Origin of the sequence: Pseudomonas sp. NFIX28 (assembly GCF_900107395.1) — a bacterium.
Taxonomy (GTDB): Bacteria; Pseudomonadota; Gammaproteobacteria; order Pseudomonadales; family Pseudomonadaceae; genus Aquipseudomonas.
In genome coordinates this window covers 90,254-110,473 of the sequence record NZ_FNPW01000002.1, presented here as the reverse complement: position 1 = coordinate 110,473, position 20,220 = coordinate 90,254, and the positions used below count along the sequence as shown (strand labels likewise).

The window sequence follows — 20,220 nt, the reverse complement described above, 5'->3', positions numbered from 1 at the left end:
TTCGCTAAAACGGTACACAGGTTATCCACAGAAATTCAAATTGCCATTTTGTCCGGTGCCGCGGCTACCGGAGGCAGCGAACCCATGTCGCGCTGCGCCTGTTCGTTCCAGGCCGCGACCCGGTCGTTGAGCTCGGCGATCGCCCGTGGGCCGGAGCCTTCGGCGTACATCGGCGCACCGATCACCACGGTGATGGTGCCCGGGTGCCGGACCCAACCGGTCTTGGGCCAGTATTTGCCGGCGTTGTGCGCGATCGGCAGCACCGGCAAGTCGGCATTGACCGCCAGCGCGCTGCCGCTGCGGGAGAACTTGCCCATCTGGCCATAGGGCACGCGGGTGCCTTCAGGGAAGATCAGGACCCAGACATTGTCCTTGAGCAGTTCGTCGCCCTTGCTGGCCACTTGCTTGAGCGCGGCCTTGGGGTTGTCGCGGTCGATGGCGATCGGGCGCAGCATGGCCATGGCCCAGCCGAAGAACGGCACGAACAGCAGTTCACGCTTGAGTACCTGGCTCAGCGGCTCGAAATAGGCCGAGAGGAAGAACGTCTCCCAGGTGCTCTGGTGGTTCGAGACAATCACGCAAGGGCGCTCGGGGACGTTTTCCGCGCCCTTCACTTCCACGTCGATCCCCAGAAACACCTTGCTCAGCCACAACGCGCAGCGGCACCAGTAGACGTTGATAAAGCGATAGCGCGCCTTGAACGGCAGGAAAGGCGCGATAAAAAAGCTCAGGGAGCACCACAGCAATGAACTGGTGCCCAGCAGCAGGTAAAAGAAGAAGGTTCTGATTGCCTGCAGGATCGACATAGCGACGTTTACCGTTGCGGGCATTGCCCGCCTCTAAAAAACGCACCCCTGACAGTCCTTGGCCAGCATGTCAGAAGAACGCTTTGTGGATAAGTTCAGTTGTGGACAAGTTCAGCGGCAATTGCCGCCAAGTCGTCAAAAATCAAGGTTCCAATCGGGAGGGTTTTGCCCAAGGTCTTTTCGCCTTTCCCGGTCTTCACCAAAACTGGCTGACAGTCGACGGCTTTTGCGGCCTCCAGGTCACCGAGACTGTCGCCCACAAACCATAGACCAGCCAGATCCACCGCGTAATGCTGGGCAATGGCCTGCAACATGCCGGGCTTGGGTTTGCGGCAGACGCAGCCGTCGTCCGGGCCATGGGGGCAGTAAACAATGAGGCCGAGCTCGCCGCCCTGCTCGGCCACCAGCGCGCGCAGGCGCTCATGCATGGCCTCGAGGGTGGCGATATCGTAGTAACCGCGAGCGATGCCCGACTGGTTGGTAGCGACCGCTACCGTCCAGCCGGCCTTGCTCAACTGCGCGATGGCCTCGACCGAGCCGGGGAGCGGAATCCACTCCTCCACCGATTTGATGTAAGCGTCGGAGTCGTAATTGATCACTCCGTCCCGATCGAGAATCAGCAGCTTCACGTACGCCTTACCCCAGCAACGAGATGTCGGCGACACCGAGGAACAGGCCTCGCAGGCGTGCCAGCAGCGCGTAGCGGTTGGCCCGCACGTTGGCGTCTTCGGCGTTGACCATCACCTTCTCGAAGAAGGCATCGACCGGCTCGCGCAGCGCAGCCAGGCGGGCCAGGGTCTCGCTGTACTGACGCGCCGCGGCCATTGGCTGTACGGCCTGGTCCGCTTGCTGGATCGCCGAGTACAAGGAGAACTCGTTGGCGTTGTCGAAGTACTTGGCTTCCACGGTGGTCGGCACGTTGCCTTCGATCTTGCTCAACAGGTTCGAGACGCGCTTGTTCACCGCCGCCAATGCCGCCGCTTCCGGCAACTTGCGGAAGGCCTGGACGGCTTGCACGCGCTGGTCGAAGTCCAGGGCAGAACCCGGCTTCAGGGCACGTACCGACAGGTAGGTGGCGACTTCTACGCCTTCGTCTTCGTAACGCGCACGCAGGCGGTCGAAGATGAACTCCAGGACCTGGTCGGCCAGGCCGGCGCTCTTGACCTTGCCGCCGAACGCGCTGACGGCGAACGCCACGGCTTCGGTCAGGTCCAGGTCGAGCTTCTTGTCGATCAGGATGCGCAGCACGCCCAGCGCGGCGCGGCGCAGTGCGTACGGGTCTTTGCTGCCGGTGGGCAGCATGCCGATGCCGAAGATACCGACCAGGGTGTCGAGCTTGTCGGCGATGGCCACGGCGGCACCGGTGACGGTGCTTGGCAGCTCGGCGCCGGCGCCACGCGGCATGTACTGCTCGTTCAGCGCCAGGGCGACGTCTTCCGGCTCGCCGTCATTGAGGGCGTAGTAATAACCGGCGATGCCTTGCATTTCCGGGAACTCGCCGACCATTTCGGTGGCCAGGTCGCACTTCGACAGCAGGCCCGCGCGCGCCGCACGCTGGGCGTCGCCGCCGATGCGCGGGGCGATGAACGCGGCCAGTTTGGAGACGCGCTCGGCCTTGTCGTAGACGCTGCCCAGCTTCTCCTGGAACACCACGTTCTGCAGGCGCAGGTTGAAGTCTTCGAGCTTTTGCTTCTTGTCCTGCTTGAAGAAGAACTCGGCGTCGGTCAGGCGTGGGCGAACGACTTTCTCGTTGCCCTCGATGATCTGGCGCGGGTCCTTGCTTTCGATGTTGGCCACGGTGATGAAACGCGGCAGCAGCTTGCCGTCGACGTCCAGCAGGCAGAAGTATTTCTGGTTGTCCTGCATGGTGGTGATCAGGGCTTCCTGCGGTACTTCGAGGAAACGCTCCTCGAACGAGCACACCAGCGGCACCGGCCATTCCACCAGGGCGGTCACTTCGTCCAGCAAATCGGCTGGAACGATGGCAGTACCTTCCTGCAGGCGCGCCAGTTCTTCGGTGCGCTTGCTGATCAGCTCGCGACGCTCGTTGGCGTCGGCCAGCACATAGGCGGCGCGCAGGTCGGCGAGGTAGTTGGCCGGCGAGGTGATGCGCACGCTTTGCGGGTGATGGAAGCGGTGGCCGCGGGAGTCGCGACCGGCCTTCTGGGCAAGGATGGTGCAGTCGATGACCTGGTCACCGAGCAGCATCACCAGCCATTGGGTCGGACGTACGAACTCTTCCTTGCGCGCGGCCCAACGCATGCGTTTCGGAATCGGCAGGTCGTTCAGCGAGTCTTCGACGATGGTCGGCAGCAGGCTGGCGGTCGGCTTGCCCTTGATGCTCTGGCTGTAGCGCAGCTTCGGGCCGCTCTGGTCGATTTCGCTCAGGTCCACGCCACATTTCTTGGCGAAGCCCAGGGCGGCCTGGGTCGGGTTGCCTTCGGCGTTGAAGGCGGCCTGGCGCGGCGGGCCGTCCAGGTTGATGCTGCGGTCCGGCTGCTGCGTGGCCAGCCCGCGGATCAGCACCGCCAGGCGGCGCGGCGCGGCGTAGACATGCTTGGCCTCAAAGTTCAGGCCAGCGGCCTGCAGACCTTTCTCGATACCGCCCAGGAAGGCTTCGGCCAGGGTGTTCAGGGCTTTGGGTGGCAGTTCTTCAGTGCCCAGTTCAACCAGAAAATCTTGCGCACTCATTGTGCCGCCTCCAACTTAGCCAACACTTCATCACGCAGGTCCGGCGTTGCCATCGGGAAGCCCAGCTTGGCGCGGGCCAGCAGGTAGGCTTGCGCGACGGAACGCGCCAGGGTGCGCACACGCAGGATGTACTGCTGGCGCGCCGTCACGGAGATCGCGCGACGGGCATCCAGCAAGTTGAAGGTGTGCGAGGCCTTGAGGACCATTTCATAGCTCGGCAACGGCAGCGGCTGATCCAGCTCGATCAGGCGCTTGGCTTCGCTTTCGTAGAAATCGAACAGTTCGAACAGCTTCTCGACGTTGGCGTGTTCGAAGTTGTAGGTCGACTGCTCCACTTCGTTCTGGTGGAACACGTCGCCGTAGGTCACCTTGCCGAACGGGCCGTCGGCCCAGACCAGGTCGTAGACCGAATCCACGCCCTGCAGGTACATGGCCAGGCGTTCCAGGCCGTAGGTGATCTCGCCGGTCACCGGGTAGCACTCGATGCCACCGGCTTGCTGGAAGTAGGTGAACTGGGTCACTTCCATGCCGTTGAGCCAGACTTCCCAGCCCAGGCCCCAGGCCCCGAGGGTCGGCGATTCCCAGTTGTCTTCGACGAAACGGATGTCGTGCACCAGCGGGTCGAGGCCGACGTGCTTGAGCGAGCCCAGGTACAGCTCCTGGAAGTTTTCCGGGTTCGGCTTCAAGACCACCTGGAACTGGTAGTAATGCTGCAGACGGTTCGGGTTTTCGCCGTAGCGGCCGTCAGTCGGGCGACGACTGGGCTGCACATAAGCGGCGTTCCAGGTTTCCGGGCCGATGGCGCGCAGGAACGTGGCGGTATGGAAAGTGCCGGCGCCTACTTCCATATCGTAGGGCTGAAGTACCACACAACCTTGCTCGGCCCAGTATTGCTGGAGGGCGAGGATCAAGTCTTGGAAGGTACGCACGGCTGGCGTAGGCTGGCTCACGAAATTCACCTGTTACTTGGGCTGCGATTTAAAGAGCGGGAGTATACCCGATTCAGTTGTGCGCACGCCCACTGGAGCCTTATGCCACGCTGCTTTTGGTGCAACGAAGATCCCCTGTACATGGCTTACCACGATCAGGAATGGGGCGTGCCGCTACGCGATGCGCAGCGCTTGTTCGAGTTGTTATTGCTCGAAGGGTTCCAGGCCGGCCTGTCCTGGATCACCGTCCTGAAGAAGCGCGAGCGTTATCGCCAGGTGCTGTTCGGCTTCGATGTGCAGCGCGTGGCGCAGATGAGCGATGCGCAGATCGACGAATTGATGCTCGATCCCGGAATCATCCGCAACCGCCTGAAACTCGCTGCCGCCCGGCGCAACGCCCAGGCCTGGTTGGCGCTGGAAGACCCGGTGGAGTTCCTCTGGTCGTTCGTTGGCGGAGTGCCGAAAATCAATCATTTCAAGGACCGCAGCGAGGTCCCGGCGGTCACTGCGCAAGCCGAGGCGATGAGCCGCGGCCTGAAAAAGGCCGGCTTCACCTTTGTCGGGCCGACCATCTGCTATGCGCTGATGCAGGCTTCGGGCATGGTCATGGATCACACCCGCGACTGCGATCGCTACGCCATCCTGACAAACGGCCGGTTAGAATAGCCCGCTTGCGACAAGGTTCATGATCCGGATATCAGGAGTCACCTGTGGATAAGTTTAAAGGCGCGCTGCTGGTAGGCGCTTTGCGATTGTTTGCCCTGCTGCCCTGGCGCGCGGTGCAGGCGGTCGGTTCGGCCATCGGCTGGATCATGTGGAAGACCCCCAACCGTTCCCGCGACGTGGTGCGGATCAACCTGGCCAAGTGCTTTCCGCAGATGGACGCCGCCGAACGCGAGCGCCTCGTGGGCCAGAGTCTGAAAGACATCGGCAAGTCGCTGACCGAAAGCGCCTGCGCCTGGATCTGGCCGGCCGAACGTTCGATTGCCCTGGTGCGTGAAGTCGAGGGCCTGGAGGTGCTGCAAGAAGCGCTGGCGTCGGGCAAAGGCGTGGTCGGCATCACCAGCCACCTGGGCAACTGGGAAGTGCTCAACCACTTCTATTGCAGCCAGTGCAAACCGATCATTTTCTACCGTCCGCCGAAGCTCAAGGCGGTGGACGAACTGCTGCGCAAGCAGCGGGTGCAACTGGGCAACCGCGTGGCGGCCTCGACCAAGGAAGGCATCCTCAGCGTCATCAAGGAAGTGCGCAAAGGTGGTGCGGTGGGCATTCCCGCCGACCCGGAACCGGCCGAATCCGCCGGGATCTTCGTGCCCTTCTTCGCCACCAGGGCGCTGACCAGCAAGTTCGTGCCCAACATGCTGGCCGGCGGCAAGGCGGTCGGGGTATTCCTGCACGCGCTGCGCCTGCCTGACGGTTCGGGCTACAAGGTGATCCTCGAAGCCGCGCCGGATGCGATGTACAGCACCGATACCGAAACCTCCTGCGCGGCGATGAGCCAGGTGGTCGAGCGCTATGTGCGGGCTTATCCGAGCCAGTACATGTGGAGCATGAAGCGTTTCAAGAAACGTCCGCCCGGCGAAGAACGCTGGTACTGACCGCCTGGCACGATCTGTGGATAACCTTTTGCCGAAGGTTATCCACAAAGGCTGCAGCAGAGCACAGCACATGCCCGATTCACGCAAATCCCTGAGGATCAAGATCCAGCACGAAAGCTTCGGCGAATGCCTGGGGCAGACGCGCAACCTGTCCGCCAGCGGGGTGTACGTCAAGCACCCGGCATTGGCGACGCTGCCCAAGGGCGCGGTGGTCTACGGCCAGGTGCAAGGCCTGCCGATGACCGCGCCGCGGGTGAAGATGGAAGTGGTGCTGGTGGACGCCGAGGGCATCGGCCTGCGTTACCTCTGAAACGTTCGGACATCCTGTAGCCGCTGCCGAGCTTGCGAGGCTGCGATCGACCGCGAAGCGGTCGCAAGACCAGACGCTGCGATTCGCCTGACAATCCCGCTGTTCAGATTCAGCGAGGACTTACGTCCTCGCGCGCAGCCTCGCTCCCTCGGCAGCGGCTACAGTCCGCCTTTGCCCTGGCGCTCGAGCTTCTTGAGAAACACCGTCATTTCCTTCTCTGCCTGTTTGTCGCCATGCGCGCGGGCCGCCTTCAGGCCCTGCTCCCAGGCCTGGCGCGCCGCTGCATAATCCTCCAGACCCTGGTAAGCCTTGCCCAGCAGCTTCCACGCCGCCGAATACTTGGGATCGAAGCCGACGCAACGTTGCAGGTGCTCGGCGGCCTTGGCGTATTCGTGCAGGTCCAGATAACCCTTGCCCAGGCCAAAGCGCAGCAGCGAGTTATCCACACCCTTGGCGAGCATTTTTTCCAGGGATTCGAGCATGAGGTCACCTTGAAATGAAGGGGCTGCGGGATCGCTATCGCGGGCACGCTCGCTCCTGTAGGAGCGAGGCTTGCCCGCGATGACGCCAGTACCAGCGACGCAGGTCCCGGATCAGAAGAAGCTCAACCCAACGTGGAACAACTTCTCCACATCGCGGATATGTTTTTTATCCACAAGGAACAGAATCACGTGGTCGCCCGCCTCGATCACCGTGTCGTCGTGGGCGATCAGCACTTCCTCGTCGCGAATGATCGCGCCGATGGTGGTGCCCGGCGGCAGTGCGATGTTCTCGATGGCCCGGCCGATTACCTTGCTCGACTTGGCATCGCCATGGGCAATCGCTTCGATGGCTTCGGCCGCGCCACGGCGCAGTGAGTGCACGCTGACGATATCGCCACGGCGCACGTGGGCCAGCAGGGTGCCGATGGTGGCCAGCTGCGGGCTGATGGCGATGTCGATATCGCCGCCTTGGATCAGGTCGACATAGGCCGGGTTGTTGATGATGGTCATCACCTTCTTCGCCCCCAGGCGCTTGGCCAGGAGCGAGGACATGATGTTGGCCTCGTCATCGTTGGTCAGGGCCAGGAAGATATCGGCGTCGGCGATGTTTTCTTCCATCAGCAGGTCGCGGTCCGAGGCGCTGCCCTGCAAGACCACGGTGCTGTCGAGGTTGTCCGAAAGGTGCCGGCAACGCGCCGGGTTCATCTCGATGATTTTCACCTGGTAGCGACTTTCGATGGCTTCGGCCAGGCGTTCGCCGATCTGCCCGCCACCGGCGATGACGATGCGTTTGTACGACTCGTCGAGACGGCGCATCTCGCTCATCACCGCGCGGATGTTGGCCTTGGCGGCGATGAAAAACACCTCGTCGTCGGCCTCGATCACCGTGGTGCCCTGGGGCAGGATCGGCCGGTCGCGACGGAAGATCGCCGCGACGCGGGTATCGACGTTGGGCATGTGCTCGCGCAGCTGGCGCAGTTGCTGCCCCACCAGCGGCCCGCCGTAATAGGCCTTGACCGCTACCAGCTGGGCCTTGCCTTCGGCGAAGTCGATTACCTGCAGGGCGCCGGGGTGTTCGATCAGGCGCTTGATGTAGTTGGTCACCACCTGTTCCGGGCTGATCAGCACGTCGACCGGAATCGCCTCGTTGTCGAACAGGCCGGCGCGGGTCAGGTAGGCCGCTTCGCGGACTCGGGCAATCTTGGTCGGCGTGTGGAACAGGGTATGGGCGACCTGGCAGGCGACCATGTTGGTTTCGTCGCTGTTGGTCACCGCCACCAGCATGTCGGCGTCGTCAGCGCCGGCCTGGCGCAGCACTGTCGGGAACGAGCCGCGACCCTGCACGGTGCGGATGTCCAGGCGGTCGCCGAGATCGCGCAGACGATCGCCGTCGGTGTCGACCACGGTAATGTCATTGGCTTCGCTGGCCAGGTGCTCCGCCAGGGAACCGCCCACTTGCCCCGCTCCGAGGATGATGATTTTCATCCAGTCACTCCCTTAGAACATTTATTGACCGCGCGCGGCGGCAATCTTGATCAGCTTGGCGTAGTAGAACCCGTCATGGCCACCTTCCTGCGCCAGCAACTGGCGACCGTGGGGCTGCTTCAAGCCGGCCGGAGGCTGACCCAGTTGCCCGGCGATGTCCAGTTCGCGCGCGCCCGGGGTACGGCCCAGGAAAGCCTCGATCACCTCGGTGTTTTCCGTCGGCAGGGTCGAGCAAGTGGCGTACAGCAGGATGCCGCCGACCTCCAGGGTCGACCACATGGCGTCCAGCAGTTCGCCTTGCAGGGTGGCCAGGGCGGCGATGTCGTCGGCCTGCCGGGTGAGCTTGATATCCGGGTGGCGACGGATCACCCCGGTGGCCGAACACGGCGCGTCCAGCAGGATGCGCTGGAACGGTTTGCCGTCCCACCAGGTGGCGATGTCGCGGCCGTCGGCGGCGATCAGCTCGGCGCTAAGGCCCAGGCGATCGAGGTTTTCCTGCACGCGCAGCAGGCGCTTGGCTTCCAGGTCTACCGCGACCACGCCGGCCAGCGCGGGCTCGACTTCAAGAATGTGGCAGGTCTTGCCGCCAGGGGCGCAGCAGGCGTCCAGCACCCGTTGTCCCGGCGCCAGCTCCAGCAGCTCGGCGGCCAGTTGCGCGGCTTCGTCCTGCACGCTGATCCAGCCCTCGGCGAAGCCCGGCAGGCTGCGCACGTCGGCGGCTTCATCGAGCACGATGCCGTCCTGGCTGTAGACGCAAGGCTTGGCGGCGACGTCGGCTTCGCTCAACAACTGGAGGTAGGCGGCGCGGGAATGGTGGCGGCGATTGACCCGCAGGATCATCGGCGGGTGGGCGTTGTTGGCGGTGCAGATGGCTTCCCACTGCTCGGGCCAGAACGCCTTGAGGGATTTTTGCAGCCAGCGCGGATGGGCGGTGCGCACCACCGGGTCGCGCTCCAGCTCGGCGAACAGCGCTTCGCTCTCGCGCTGGGCGCGGCGCAGCACGGCGTTGATCAGCGCCTTGGCCCAGGGCTTTTTCAGCTTGTCGGCGCAGCCCACGGTTTCGCCGATGGCGGCGTGCGCCGGGACGCGGGTATAGAGCAACTGATAGAGGCCCACCAGCAGCAGCGCCTCGACGTCGGCATCGGCCGCCTTGAACGGCTTCTGCAACAGCTTGGCCGCCAGCGCCGCCAGTCGTGGCTGCCAGCGCGCGGTGCCGAAAGCCAGGTCCTGGGTGAAGCCGCGATCGCGCGCTTCGACCTTGTCCAGCAGGATTGGCAGCGAACTGTTGAGCGAGGCTTTGCCATTGAGGACCGAGGTCAGGGCCTTGGCGGCGGCCAGACGTGGGTTCATTGGGCGTCCGCCGCTTGTCCGAGCACGGTGCCGGTGGCGAATTTCTCGCGACGGCTGTTGAACAGGTCGCTGAAGTTCAGCGCCTTGCCGCCGGGCAATTGCAGACGGGTCAGGCACAGCGCTTGCTCACCGCAGGCGACGATCAGGCCGTCCTTGCTGGCGCCGAGGATGGTGCCCGGCGCGCCCTTGCCTTCGGCGAGGCTGGCGGCCAGCACTTTCAGGGCTTCGCCGTTCAGGCTGCTGTGGCAGATCGGCCAGGGGTTGAAGGCGCGCACCAGGCGCTCCAGCTCCACCGCCGGGCGGCTCCAGTCGATCCGCGCTTCATCCTTGTTCAGCTTGTGGGCGTAGGTGGCCAGGCTGTCGTCCTGCACTTCGCCTTGCAGCGTCCCGGCGGCGAGGCCGGCGATGGCCTGCACCACGGCCGGCGGGCCCATTTCGGCGAGGCGGTCGTGCAGGCTGCCGCCGGTGTCGGTGGCGCTGATCGGGGTGCAGACTTTCAGCAGCATCGGCCCGGTGTCCAGGCCGGCTTCCATGCGCATCACGGTCACGCCGCTCGTCGCGTCGCCGGCTTCCACGGCGCGCTGGATCGGCGCCGCCCCGCGCCAGCGTGGCAGCAGCGAGGCGTGGCTGTTGATGCAGCCCAGGCGCGGAATATCCAGCACCGCCTGCGGCAGGATCAGGCCATAGGCGACCACCACCATCAGGTCCGGCTCGAGGGCCGCGAGTTCGGCCTGGGCCTGCGGGTCGCGCAGGGTTGGCGGCTGCTGCACGGGGATGTCGTGCTCCAGCGCCAGTTGCTTGACCGGGCTTGGCATCAGCTTTTGCCCGCGCCCTGCCGGACGGTCCGGCTGGGTGTAGACCGCGACGATCTCGTAAGGGCTGTCGAGCAGGGCCTTGAGGTGTTCGGCGGCAAATTCCGGGGTGCCGGCAAAGACAATGCGCAATGGCTCAGTCATGGGAGTTCTCGGTAATGAACAGCTCGGTAGTAAACATGCGGAAAAGAAAAAGGCTTGCCGTGGCAAGCCTTTGCAAAACGGTCATCAAGCCTGTTGGCGATGCTGCTTTTCCAGCTTCTTCTTGATCCGGTCGCGTTTGAGCGTGGACAGGTAATCGACGAACAATTTGCCGTTGAGGTGGTCGCATTCGTGCTGGATGCACACCGCGAGCAGGCCTTCGGCGATCAGTTCGTAAGGTTGGCCGTCACGGTCCAGGGCCTTGATTTTCACGCGTTGCGGACGATCGACGTTCTCGTAGAAGCCCGGTACCGACAGGCAACCTTCCTGGTACTGGCCCATTTCGTCGGTGAGCGGTTCGAACTCGGGGTTGATGAACACCCGTGGCTCGCTGCGGTCTTCGGACAGGTCCATGACCACGATGCGCTTGTGCACGTTGACCTGGGTAGCGGCCAGGCCGATGCCGGGCGCCTCATACATTGTTTCAAACATGTCGTCGACCAACTGACGCACTTCGTCGTCCACTACGGCCACTGGTTTGGCGATAGTGCGCAGGCGCGAGTCGGGAAATTCGAGGATGTTTAAAATGGCCATAAGCGTAGTTGCTACACGTGTGAAGTAAGTTCGGAGTCGGAGGCCTTGCGGTTTCTGGAAGGGCAACCGTTGTAAAACGTGCTCGATCAGGAGCAGGGAGCGCACAGGCGCTGGCGTTTCACGCGAATGCACATAATAAAGGGATTCACCGCATGAGGAAATCACTACTCGCCTTGCTGCTCGTGGGCTGGGCCGGTATCGGCCAGGCGCAGGTGCCGCTCCGGGAGGGTTATCCACAGCGCTACACGGTGGTGGCGGGCGATACCTTGTGGAGCATCGCCAATCGCTTTCTGCGCGATCCCTGGCAATGGCCGGCGCTCTGGCAGGCCAATTCCAGCCTGGCCGACCCCAACCTGATCTACCCCGGCGACTCCCTGGCGCTGGTGCAAGTCAACGGCGAGCCGCGCCTGACCCTGGAGCGCGGTGCTTCGCGCGGCACCCTCAAGCTGTCGCCCCAGGTGCGCCGCACACCGTTGGTCGAGGCGATCCCGACCATCCCGCTACAGGCCATCGACAGTTTTCTGCTGAGCAACCGCATCCTCGACCGGGCCGACGCCTTCGACAGCGCGCCTTATATCGTCGCCGGCGACGCCGAACGGGTGCTCAGCGGCACCGGCGACCGGATCTTCGCTCGGGGCCGCTTCGAGCCGGAACAATCGGCCTACGGCATCTTCCGTCAGGGCAAGACCTACACCGACCCGCAGAGCGGCGAGGTGCTGGGGATCAACGCCGACGAGATCGGCGGCGGCGAGGTGGTTGCGGTCGAGGGCGATATCGCCACCCTGCAATTGCAGCGCACCACCCAGGAAGTGCGCTTGGGCGACCGCTTGTTCAGCGGTGAACCGCGGGCGATCGACTCGGCCTTTGCGCCCAGCCCGCCAAGCCGCGCGGTCGAGGGGCTGATCATCGACGTGCCACGGGGTGTCACCCAGATCGGCGCGCTGGACGTGGTCACCCTGAACAAGGGGCGGCGCGACGGCCTGGTCGCAGGCAACGTGCTGGCGGTAATGAAAACCGGTGAAACCGTGCGCGACCGAGTGGTCGGTGACCCGGTGAAAATACCGGACGAGCGAGCGGGCCTGCTGATGGTTTTCCGCACCTACGACAAGCTCAGCTATGGCCTGGTGCTCAACGCTTCGCGCTCCCTGGCGATCATGGACAAAGTGCGTAATCCGTAAAAACCCTCAACAAGTTACCAACAGAGTTATCCACAGCTTGTTACGGCTGCGGACGGCCTTATAACGATCAAGGATGATCCCATGTCACTGCTTGCCCAGGTGCCGGTTTCCCCTGCGGAACTGGAAGCCCGTCTACGTTTGCATCGTTTGCCGGACCTCGGCCCGAAGCGTTTTCAGCTACTGCTCGAAGCCTTCGGCTCGGCCTCCCGGGCCATCAGTGCGCCGGCCAGCGCCTGGCATGCCCTGGGCCTGTCGAAAGGCGCGGCCGAGGCCCGGCGCAGCGCCGAAGTGCGTGATGGCGCCAGCCACGCATTGGCCTGGCTGGAGCGTCCGGGCCAGCATTTACTGATGTGGGACCAGCCTGACTACCCGTCACTGCTGCATGAAATTGCCGATGCGCCGCCGCTGCTGTTTGTTGCCGGTGATCCACGGATCCTGGAAAAACCGCAGCTGGCGGTGGTCGGCAGCCGGCGCGCTTCAAGGCCCGGCATGGACACTGCGGCGGCTTTTTCCCGCAGCCTGGCCGCGGCCGGTTTTGTTATCACCAGTGGCCTGGCGCTGGGGATCGATGGCGCGGCGCATCAGGCCGCGCTGGACGTCGGCGGGCAAACCGTCGGCGTGCTGGGTACCGGCCTGGAAAAATTTTATCCACAGCGCAACCGGCGCCTGGCCGACGCCATGATTGCCCAGGGCAGCGCGCTGGTTTCCGAGTTCCCGCTGGAGACCGGGCCCCATGCCAGCCACTTTCCGCGGCGCAACCGAATCATCAGCGGCTTGTCCCTGGGCGTGCTGGTGGTGGAGGCCAGCGTCGCCAGCGGTTCGCTGATCACCGCCCGGCTCGCCGCCGAGCAAGGCCGCGAGGTGTATGCGATCCCCGGGTCGATCCATCATCCCGGGGCCCGGGGTTGTCACCAGTTGATTCGCGATGGCGCGGTGCTGGTGGAAACCATCGAACATATCCTCGAAGCCCTGCGTGGCTGGCAGCGGCTGCCGGTATCCACGACCCCGTCGCCCGCCTCTGCCGCCCACCCGTTGCTGGCGCTGTTGCATGCCGCGCCGCAGACCAGCGAAGGCCTGGTCGATGCCAGTGGCTGGAGCCTGTCCAGGGTGCTGGCGGCGCTCACTGAACTGGAGCTTGAAGGCCGCGCGGTATGCGAAGCCGGCTGCTGGTTCGCGCGGGCAAGCTAGCCTGTGCGGGAAAACTGGCGATGCGGCGAGCAGACGGCTGTAAAAGCAGCCTCGCAATGCTTATTCAGGGCGTTATGGTCGAGCGCGCCGGGCGCTTCCTCGCTTGCCTTTGCCTTGCCTGATCGGCGCTCCTCGAGTTTTCGTACAGAACTAGGTTTTATGGGCAGGATCGGTAAACTGCGCACAGCCTTAATCCGGAGAGTCAGCAATGGTCAGCAGTTGGCGTGTGCAACAAGCCGCACGAGAAATTCGCGCAGGGGCGGTGATTGCCTATCCAACCGAAGCAGTCTGGGGGTTGGGTTGCGACCCGTGGAACGAAGAGGCGGTGGACCGGTTGCTGGCCATCAAGTCACGGTCTGTGGATAAGGGCCTGATCCTGATCGCCGACAACATCCACCAGTTCGATTTTCTTTTCGAGGATTTCCCCCAGGAATGGCTCGATCGCATGGCCAGCACCTGGCCGGGCCCGAACACCTGGCTGGTACCCCATCAGAATCTGTTGCCGGAATGGGTGACGGGGGTGCATGACACCGTGGCGCTGCGGGTCAGCGACCATCCGCTGGTGCGCGAGTTGTGCGCGCTGGTGGGGCCGCTGATTTCCACGTCGGCCAATCCCCAGGGCCGCCCGGCGGCCCGCACGCGGATCCGCATCGAGCAGTATTTCCGCGGGCAACTGGACATGGTGCTGGGCGGCAGCCTGGGCGGGCGCAAGAACCCGAGCCTGATCCGCGACCTGGTGACCGGCAAGATCGTGCGTCCGGCCTGATACCGCGTCATCGTTTATCGCGGGCAAGCCTCGCTCCTACGGATGTGGATCGCACACCATCGCGTAGGAGCGAGGCTTGCCCGCGAAGCATTTCAAGGCAACAGAATGGTCGAGCCGGTGGTGCGTCGCGCCGACAGTTCGGTCTGCGCCTTGGCCGCATCCGCCAACGGATAACGCTGGCCAATCTCGATCTTCAATTTGCCGCTGGCGATCATGCCGAACAGATCGTCGGCCATGGCCTGCAGGTTCTCGGCGTTGTTGGCGTAGCTGCCCAGGGTCGGACGGGTGACGTACAGCGAGCCCTTGGCCGCCAGGAGCCCCAGGTTGACCCCCTCCACCGCGCCCGAGGCATTGCCGAAGCTGACCATCAGGCCCCGTGGCTGCAGGCAGTCCAGGGAGGTCAGCCAGGTGTCCTTGCCCACGCCGTCGTAGACCACCGGGCATTTCTTGCCGTCGGTCAGCTCCAGCACGCGCTGGGCCACGTCTTCATGGCTGTAGTCGATGGTTTCCCAGGCGCCGAGGGATTTGGCCAGCGCGGCTTTCTGCGGCGAACTGACGGTGCCGATCAGCTTCACGCCCAGGGCCTTGGCCCACTGGCAGGCGAGCAGCCCGACCCCGCCGGCGGCCGCGTGGAACAGCACGGTTTCGCCGCCCTTGAGCTCGTAGGTCTGGCGCAGCAGGTATTGCACGGTCAGGCCCTTGAGCATCACTCCGGCCGCCTGTTCGAAGCTGATGCTGTCCGGCAGGTGCACGAGATTGTCCGCGGGCAGCACATGCGCATAGCTGTAGGCGCCCAGCGGGCCGCTGCCATAGGCCACGCGATCGCCGACCTTGAAACGGGTCACGGCGCTGCCCACGGCCTCGACCACCCCGGCCCCTTCGGCGCCCAGGCCCGATGGCAAGGCCGGTGGCGCGTAGAGACCGCTGCGGTAGTAGGTGTCGATGAAATTCAGGCCGATGGCCTTGTTGCTCACGCGGACCTGTTGCGGGCCCGGTTCGGCGGGTTGGTAATCCACATACTCGAGTACTTCCGGGCCGCCATGGGCGCGAAACTGGATACGTCTGGCCATCTGCAATGTTCTCCTCGGTCGTGTCGCGAAAGTGCGTTATCGGACTCCTACTGCTTGACCGTCGTCAACTGCGGCGGGCCCCTGTGCGGTGTTATGCTACGCGCCCATTTGCGCAGGCCCTCCGCTGTATCCCTGGCGCCGCGTAGCTTTGCCCGATTCAAGGTGATGCCATGACTACCCGCACCGAGGCCGTAAAAGCCTACCTGCTCGACCTGCAAGACCGCATTTGCGCAGCCCTGGAAGCCGAAGACGGCGGTACGCGCTTCGTCGAAGACGCCTGGACCCGGCCGGCCGGCGGTGGCGGGCGCACCCGGGTGATTGCCGACGGTACGGTGATCGAGAAAGGCGGCGTCAACTTCTCCCACGTGTTCGGCAGTGGCCTGCCGCCTTCCGCCAGCGCCCATCGGCCCGAACTGGCCGGCCGGGGCTTCGAGGCGCTGGGCGTGTCGCTGGTGATCCATCCGCACAACCCGCATGTGCCGACTTCCCACGCCAATGTACGGTTCTTCATCGCCGAGAAAGAAGGCGAAGAGCCCGTCTGGTGGTTCGGCGGCGGTTTCGACCTGACCCCTTATTACGCCAACATCGACGACTGCGTGCATTGGCACCGCGTCGCCGAGAAGGCCTGCGCGCCATTCGGCGCGGACGTCTACCCGCGCTACAAGGCCTGGTGCGACAGCTATTTCCACATCAAGCACCGCAATGAGCCGCGTGGCATCGGCGGCCTGTTCTTCGACGATCTCAACGAGTGGGACTTCGACACCAGCTTCGCCTTCATGCGCGCCATCGGCGACGCTTACCTCGAGGCCTACCTGCCGATCGTCCAGCGCCGCAAGGCCCTGGGCTACACCGAGAAGCAGCGCGAATTCCAGGAATACCGCCGCGGCCGCTACGTCGAATTCAACCTGGTCTACGACCGTGGCACGCTGTTCGGCCTGCAATCGGGCGGTCGCACCGAGTCGATCCTCATGTCCCTGCCGCCGCAGGTCCGCTGGGGCTACGACTGGAAAGCCGAGCCGGGCAGCGAAGAAGCGCGCCTGACCGAGTATTTCCTCCAGGACCGCGACTGGCTGGCGGGCTCCGCGTAAGGCGTTGCAGCCGGCTGGCCAGCGCTGGACGATAATGCAGATTGAACAGAACAGCGCAGCGCCCCTTGTTCGCCGGGGCGCGCAAGAGGGTTTTATCGGATGGATCAGTACGTCGTTTTTGGTAACCCGATCGGCCACAGCAAATCGCCGATGATTCATCGGCTGTTCGCCGAGCAGACCGGGCAGCGGTTGGCCTACACCACCCTGCTGGCGCCCCTCGACGATTTCGCCGGGTGTGCCCGCGCGTTCTTCGCCGATGGGCGCGGCGCCAACGTCACGGTGCCGTTCAAGGAAGACGCCTATCGCCTGGCCGACAGCCTGACCGCCCGCGCCCAGCGCGCCGGTGCGGTGAATACCTTGAGCAAACTCGCCGATGGCAGCCTGTTGGGCGACAACACCGACGGCGCCGGCCTGGTGCGCGACCTGACGGTCAACGCCGGCTTCGGCCTCACGGGCAAGCGCATTCTGCTGCTGGGTGCCGGCGGTGCGGTGCGTGGCGCGCTGGAGCCGTTGCTGGCCGAGCAGCCGGCGTCGCTGATCATCGCCAACCGCACGGTGGAAAAGGCCGAGCTGCTGGCCGAGCTGTTCGATGACCTGGGGCCGGTGTCCGCCAGCGGTTATGACTGGTTGCGCGAACCGGTGGACCTGATCATCAACGCCACCTCCGCCAGCCTCACCGGTGACGTGCCGCCCATCGCCGCCAGCCTGATCGAACCGGGCCAGACGGTGTGCTACGACATGATGTATGGCAAGGAGCCGACCGCCTTCTGCCGCTGGGCCAGCCAATATGGCGCGGCGATTTCCATGGATGGCCTGGGCATGCTCGCCGAACAGGCGGCGGAAGCCTTCTTCCTGTGGCGCGGCGTGCGTCCGGATACGGCGCCGGTGCTGGCCGAGCTGCGGCGCCAGCTGGCGCTCTGAGCGGTCGCGTCATCGTTGATCGCGGGCAAGCCTCGCTCCTACGCAAACGCATGCTTGCGTAGGAGCGAGGCTTGCCCGCGAACGCTTCGCCGCATTACCAATGCGCTCTCGCGCTCAATCCTCAAAGCGGATCGGGCATTTCTCCGCGCCTTCGAGCTTTCTCAACTCCTCGATCACCGAGGCCCGCGCGCGGCGCAGGGTCAGGCTGCGGTTCTGCCGCAGCAGGCGGCGGGCTTCCTGATGCAGCATGGCCACCCCGGAATAGTCGATGAAATTGATCTGCCGGGCGTCGATCACCAGGCGCGGCGCATGGCAGCGTTGCATGCGCACTTGCAGGTAATGGCTGGCGCCGAAGAAGATCGAGCCGCCGACCCGCAGGATGTCCTCGTCGCCTTCGCGCCCGTGCTGCACGCGCGGTTGCGAGGTGCGCTTGAGGTAGAAGAACAGCGATGCCAGGACCCCGGCATAAATCGCCGTCTGCAACTCCAGGAGCAAGGTGGCGACGCAGGTCAGGCTCATCACCAGGAATTCGGCGCGACTGACCCGGTACAGCGCGCGAATGCCGCGATGGTCCACCAAGCCCCAGCAGATCAGCAGGATGCTCCCGGCCATGGCCGGAATCGGAATATGCGCGATCAGCGCCGCGCCGGCCACGGCGAACAGCGCCACCCACAGCGCCGAGAACACCCCGGCCAGCGGCGAGCAGGCGCCGGCCTCGTAGCTCAGGGCGGAGCGGGTAAAGGAGCCGGACGACAGATAGCCGGAGAAAAACGCGCCGACGATATTCGACACGCCCTGGGCGCGGACTTCCTGGTTGGCATCGAGCAATTGTTCGGAGCGCGCCGCCAGCGAGCGGGCAATCGACAAGCTGGTCACCAGCCCCAGCATGCCCACCGCCACGGCGCTGGGCAGCAGGCGCAGGATCATGTCCAGGTCCAGCGGCAACGGGCTGAACGGCGGCAGCCGGCCGGTAAAGGCGCTGACCAGCTTGACCTGGCCGAACAGCGTCGGCCATAGCCACACCACCAGGCCGCTGAGGATCAGGCTGATCAGCAGCGACGGCCAGCGCGGCACCAGCAGCTTCAGCGCCAGGCCGACGGCCAGCGTGCCCAGGCCGAGGATCAATGAAGGTTTATCCACCGCATCGAGATGCTCGAACAGCGAGGTCAGGCTGTTCAGCGCGGTGGCTTCGCTCGGCAAATCCACGCCCAGCAAATTCGGCAATTGCCCGAGGGCGATCACCACCGCGGCGCCGAGGGTGAAGCCGAGCACCACCGAATGGGAGACGAAGTTCACCAACGCGCCGAAGCGCAACAGCCCCAGCAGCCACTGGAACACCCCCGCGAGCAGGGTCAGCAACAGGATCAGGGTGATGTAGTCTTGGGACGCCGGCACCGCCAGGGGGCTGACGCTGGCGTAGAGGACGATGGAAATCGCTGCGGTGGGGCCACAGATCAGGTGCCAGGAAGATCCCCACAGGCAGGCGATCAGCACCGGTACGACCGCGGCATACAGGCCGTATTCCGGGGGCAGGCCGGCGATCAGGGCATAGGCGATCGATTGCGGCAGCGCGAGGATGGCGCCGCTCAGGCCCACCAGCAGGTCGCGCCCGACGCTGGCGCGGGTCTGCCGGGGCAGCCAGCTCAGGAAGGGCAAGAGTGAATGGCGATTGGGCCAGGCCATGGGTCCTCGCGGTCGGGATGGGGCGAAAGGCGTCAGGGTAAAGCATTGCCGGCAAGCTTACCTGTAGGAGCGAAGCTTGCTCGCGATGCCGGCGACTCGGTCTTGCAGATGGACCGCGTGCACCGGTTTTTGGGGCTACTGCGTAGCCCATCGCGGGCAAGCCTCGCTCCTACGACGGGCGTTAGAGTTTGGCCTGCACTGCCGGCAGCGCATCCTTGCCATCGAGGGTCTTCACCCCGTCCAGCCACTTGTCCAGCACCGCCGGGTTGGCCTTGATCCAGGCCTTGGCCGCGTCGGCGTTGCTCACCTTCTTGTTGGCCACCTCGGCCATGATGCTGTTCTCCATTTCCTGGGTGAAGCTCAGGTTGCTCAGCAGCTTGCCAACGTTCGGGCAGGCCTGGGCATAGCCCTTGCGGGTCAGGGTGTAGACGCTGCCGGTGTCGCCGAAGTACTTCTCGCCGCCCTTGAGGTAGCGCATGTTCAGTTGCACGTTCATCGGGTGCGGGGTCCAGCCGAGGAAGGTGACGAACTTCTGCCGTTTCACCGCCCGCGAGACTTCGGCGAGCATTGCCTGCTCGCTGGACTCGATCAGCTTCCACTGGCCGAGGTTGAAGTCGTTCTTCTTGATGATCTCCTGCAACGACAGGTTGGCCGGCGCCCCGGAGCCGATGCCGTAGAGCTTCTTGTCAAACTTGTCGGCGAATTTGTTTAGATCGGCAAAGTCATGCACGCCCGCCTCCCAGACATAATCCGGCACCGCCAGGGTGAACTCGGTGCCGTCTAGGTTCTTCGCCAGCTGGGTGACATCGCCATTGGCCACGAACTTGTCGTAGAAGCCTTGCTGCGCGGGCATCCAGTTGCCCAGGAACACATCCACATGGCCATCCTTGAGCCCGCCGAAGGTGATCGGCACCGCCAGGGTGTCGACCTTGGCCTTGTAGCCCATGCCCTCGAGCAGGAAACCGGTGATGGCGTTGGTCGCGGCGATGTCGCTCCAGCCCGGATCGGCCATCTTCACGGTCTCGCAACCCTGTTCGGCCCAGGCCAGGGCCGGGATCGAAACACTGCCTAGCGCCAGAAGCGCGGCAGTCACTGCTGTGGATAACCTTTGCATGCTCTTCCCCTTAC

General features: G+C 64.4%; 20 protein-coding genes. 8 read left to right on the top strand and 12 right to left on the bottom strand.

Annotated features, from left to right (window positions below; translation table 11 throughout):
• Nucleotides 1–35: 35 nt before the first annotated feature.
• From BLV20_RS03935 to glyQ, 4 genes are all read right to left on the bottom strand, one after another.
• On the bottom strand, nt 36–806 hold the full coding sequence (locus BLV20_RS03935) for a lysophospholipid acyltransferase family protein (protein WP_092297316.1): 771 nt from the start codon (nt 804–806) through the stop codon (nt 36–38).
• A 95-nt stretch (nt 807–901) separates the two neighbouring features.
• Nucleotides 902–1,435, bottom strand: coding sequence for a D-glycero-beta-D-manno-heptose 1,7-bisphosphate 7-phosphatase (gene gmhB, locus BLV20_RS03930; protein WP_092297313.1), 534 nt, complete (start codon nt 1,433–1,435; stop codon nt 902–904).
• Between the two features lie 7 nt (nt 1,436–1,442).
• Nucleotides 1,443–3,497, bottom strand: a complete 2,055-nt coding sequence (gene glyS / locus BLV20_RS03925; RefSeq protein WP_092297310.1) for a glycine--tRNA ligase subunit beta — start codon at nt 3,495–3,497, stop codon at nt 1,443–1,445.
• Entirely contained in the window at nt 3,494–4,447 is a 954-nt protein-coding gene (glyQ, locus tag BLV20_RS03920; protein ID WP_003177094.1) for a glycine--tRNA ligase subunit alpha, read from the bottom strand. The genes glyS and glyQ overlap by 4 nt, the downstream gene beginning before the upstream one ends.
• 81 nt (nt 4,448–4,528) lie before the next feature.
• On the opposite strand from glyQ, the gene tag reads away from it, so the two are divergent.
• The 3 genes from tag (at nt 4,529) to BLV20_RS03905 (ending at nt 6,334) form a co-directional block, all read left to right on the top strand.
• Nucleotides 4,529–5,092, top strand: coding sequence for a DNA-3-methyladenine glycosylase I (gene tag / locus BLV20_RS03915; protein ID WP_092297307.1), 564 nt, complete (start codon nt 4,529–4,531; stop codon nt 5,090–5,092).
• A 44-nt stretch (nt 5,093–5,136) separates the two neighbouring features.
• On the top strand, nt 5,137–6,024 hold the full coding sequence (locus BLV20_RS03910; RefSeq protein WP_007921020.1) for a lysophospholipid acyltransferase: 888 nt from the start codon (nt 5,137–5,139) through the stop codon (nt 6,022–6,024).
• Between the two features lie 70 nt (nt 6,025–6,094).
• Nucleotides 6,095–6,334 (top strand): pilus assembly protein PilZ, encoded by a 240-nt coding sequence (locus tag BLV20_RS03905; RefSeq protein ID WP_092297304.1) that lies wholly within the window; start codon nt 6,095–6,097, stop codon nt 6,332–6,334.
• A gap of 158 nt (nt 6,335–6,492) precedes the next feature.
• Here the strand turns inward: BLV20_RS03905 and BLV20_RS03900 are convergent, their stop codons facing one another.
• The 5 genes from BLV20_RS03900 to def all read right to left on the bottom strand — a co-directional run bounded on the left by BLV20_RS03900 (nt 6,493) and on the right by def (nt 11,198).
• Nucleotides 6,493–6,816: a tetratricopeptide repeat protein gene (locus BLV20_RS03900; protein WP_092297301.1), complete on the bottom strand. Its 324-nt coding sequence runs from the start codon at nt 6,814–6,816 to the stop codon at nt 6,493–6,495.
• 111 nt (nt 6,817–6,927) lie between these two features.
• Complete coding sequence (gene trkA / locus BLV20_RS03895; protein WP_092297298.1) at nt 6,928–8,301, bottom strand: Trk system potassium transporter TrkA; 1,374 nt, start codon at nt 8,299–8,301, stop codon at nt 6,928–6,930.
• 21 nt (nt 8,302–8,322) lie between these two features.
• Nucleotides 8,323–9,651: a 16S rRNA (cytosine(967)-C(5))-methyltransferase RsmB gene (gene rsmB, locus BLV20_RS03890; protein ID WP_092297295.1), complete on the bottom strand. Its 1,329-nt coding sequence runs from the start codon at nt 9,649–9,651 to the stop codon at nt 8,323–8,325.
• On the bottom strand, nt 9,648–10,607 hold the full coding sequence (gene fmt / locus BLV20_RS03885) for a methionyl-tRNA formyltransferase (protein ID WP_092297292.1): 960 nt from the start codon (nt 10,605–10,607) through the stop codon (nt 9,648–9,650). The genes rsmB and fmt overlap by 4 nt, the downstream gene beginning before the upstream one ends.
• Nucleotides 10,608–10,691: 84 nt before the next feature.
• Nucleotides 10,692–11,198 carry a peptide deformylase gene (def, locus tag BLV20_RS03880; protein WP_009046227.1) on the bottom strand — a complete coding sequence of 169 codons (507 nt, stop codon included), beginning with the start codon at nt 11,196–11,198 and terminating at the stop codon, nt 10,692–10,694.
• Between the two features lie 152 nt (nt 11,199–11,350).
• Here def and BLV20_RS03875 point away from each other — a divergent pair, with 152 nt between their 5' ends.
• The 3 genes from BLV20_RS03875 to BLV20_RS03865 all read left to right on the top strand — a co-directional run bounded on the left by BLV20_RS03875 (nt 11,351) and on the right by BLV20_RS03865 (nt 14,330).
• The gene (locus tag BLV20_RS03875; RefSeq protein WP_092297289.1) at nt 11,351–12,376 is read left to right on the top strand and encodes a LysM peptidoglycan-binding domain-containing protein; all 1,026 of its coding nucleotides are present in this window, start codon (nt 11,351–11,353) and stop codon (nt 12,374–12,376) included.
• 81 nt (nt 12,377–12,457) lie between these two features.
• Complete coding sequence (dprA, locus tag BLV20_RS03870) at nt 12,458–13,564, top strand: DNA-processing protein DprA (protein WP_092297286.1); 1,107 nt, start codon at nt 12,458–12,460, stop codon at nt 13,562–13,564.
• 208 nt (nt 13,565–13,772) lie between these two features.
• Entirely contained in the window at nt 13,773–14,330 is a 558-nt protein-coding gene (locus tag BLV20_RS03865) for an L-threonylcarbamoyladenylate synthase type 1 TsaC (protein WP_092297283.1), read from the top strand.
• 92 nt (nt 14,331–14,422) lie between these two features.
• On the opposite strand, the gene BLV20_RS03860 is transcribed toward BLV20_RS03865, so the two are convergent.
• Nucleotides 14,423–15,400, bottom strand: coding sequence for an NADPH:quinone reductase (locus BLV20_RS03860; protein ID WP_092297280.1), 978 nt, complete (start codon nt 15,398–15,400; stop codon nt 14,423–14,425).
• A gap of 170 nt (nt 15,401–15,570) precedes the next feature.
• On the opposite strand from BLV20_RS03860, the gene hemF reads away from it, so the two are divergent.
• Nucleotides 15,571–16,488, top strand: coding sequence for an oxygen-dependent coproporphyrinogen oxidase (hemF, locus tag BLV20_RS03855; protein WP_092297277.1), 918 nt, complete (start codon nt 15,571–15,573; stop codon nt 16,486–16,488).
• 99 nt (nt 16,489–16,587) lie between these two features.
• Nucleotides 16,588–17,409: a shikimate dehydrogenase gene (gene aroE, locus BLV20_RS03850; RefSeq protein ID WP_092297274.1), complete on the top strand. Its 822-nt coding sequence runs from the start codon at nt 16,588–16,590 to the stop codon at nt 17,407–17,409.
• A gap of 114 nt (nt 17,410–17,523) precedes the next feature.
• Here aroE and BLV20_RS03845 read toward each other — a convergent pair whose 3' ends face one another.
• Together BLV20_RS03845 and choX are read right to left on the bottom strand one after the other, a co-directional pair.
• Nucleotides 17,524–19,092 (bottom strand): SulP family inorganic anion transporter, encoded by a 1,569-nt coding sequence (locus BLV20_RS03845; protein ID WP_092297271.1) that lies wholly within the window; start codon nt 19,090–19,092, stop codon nt 17,524–17,526.
• Between the two features lie 181 nt (nt 19,093–19,273).
• Entirely contained in the window at nt 19,274–20,206 is a 933-nt protein-coding gene (gene choX, locus BLV20_RS03840) for a choline ABC transporter substrate-binding protein (RefSeq protein ID WP_092297268.1), read from the bottom strand.
• Nucleotides 20,207–20,220 lie beyond the last annotated feature (14 nt).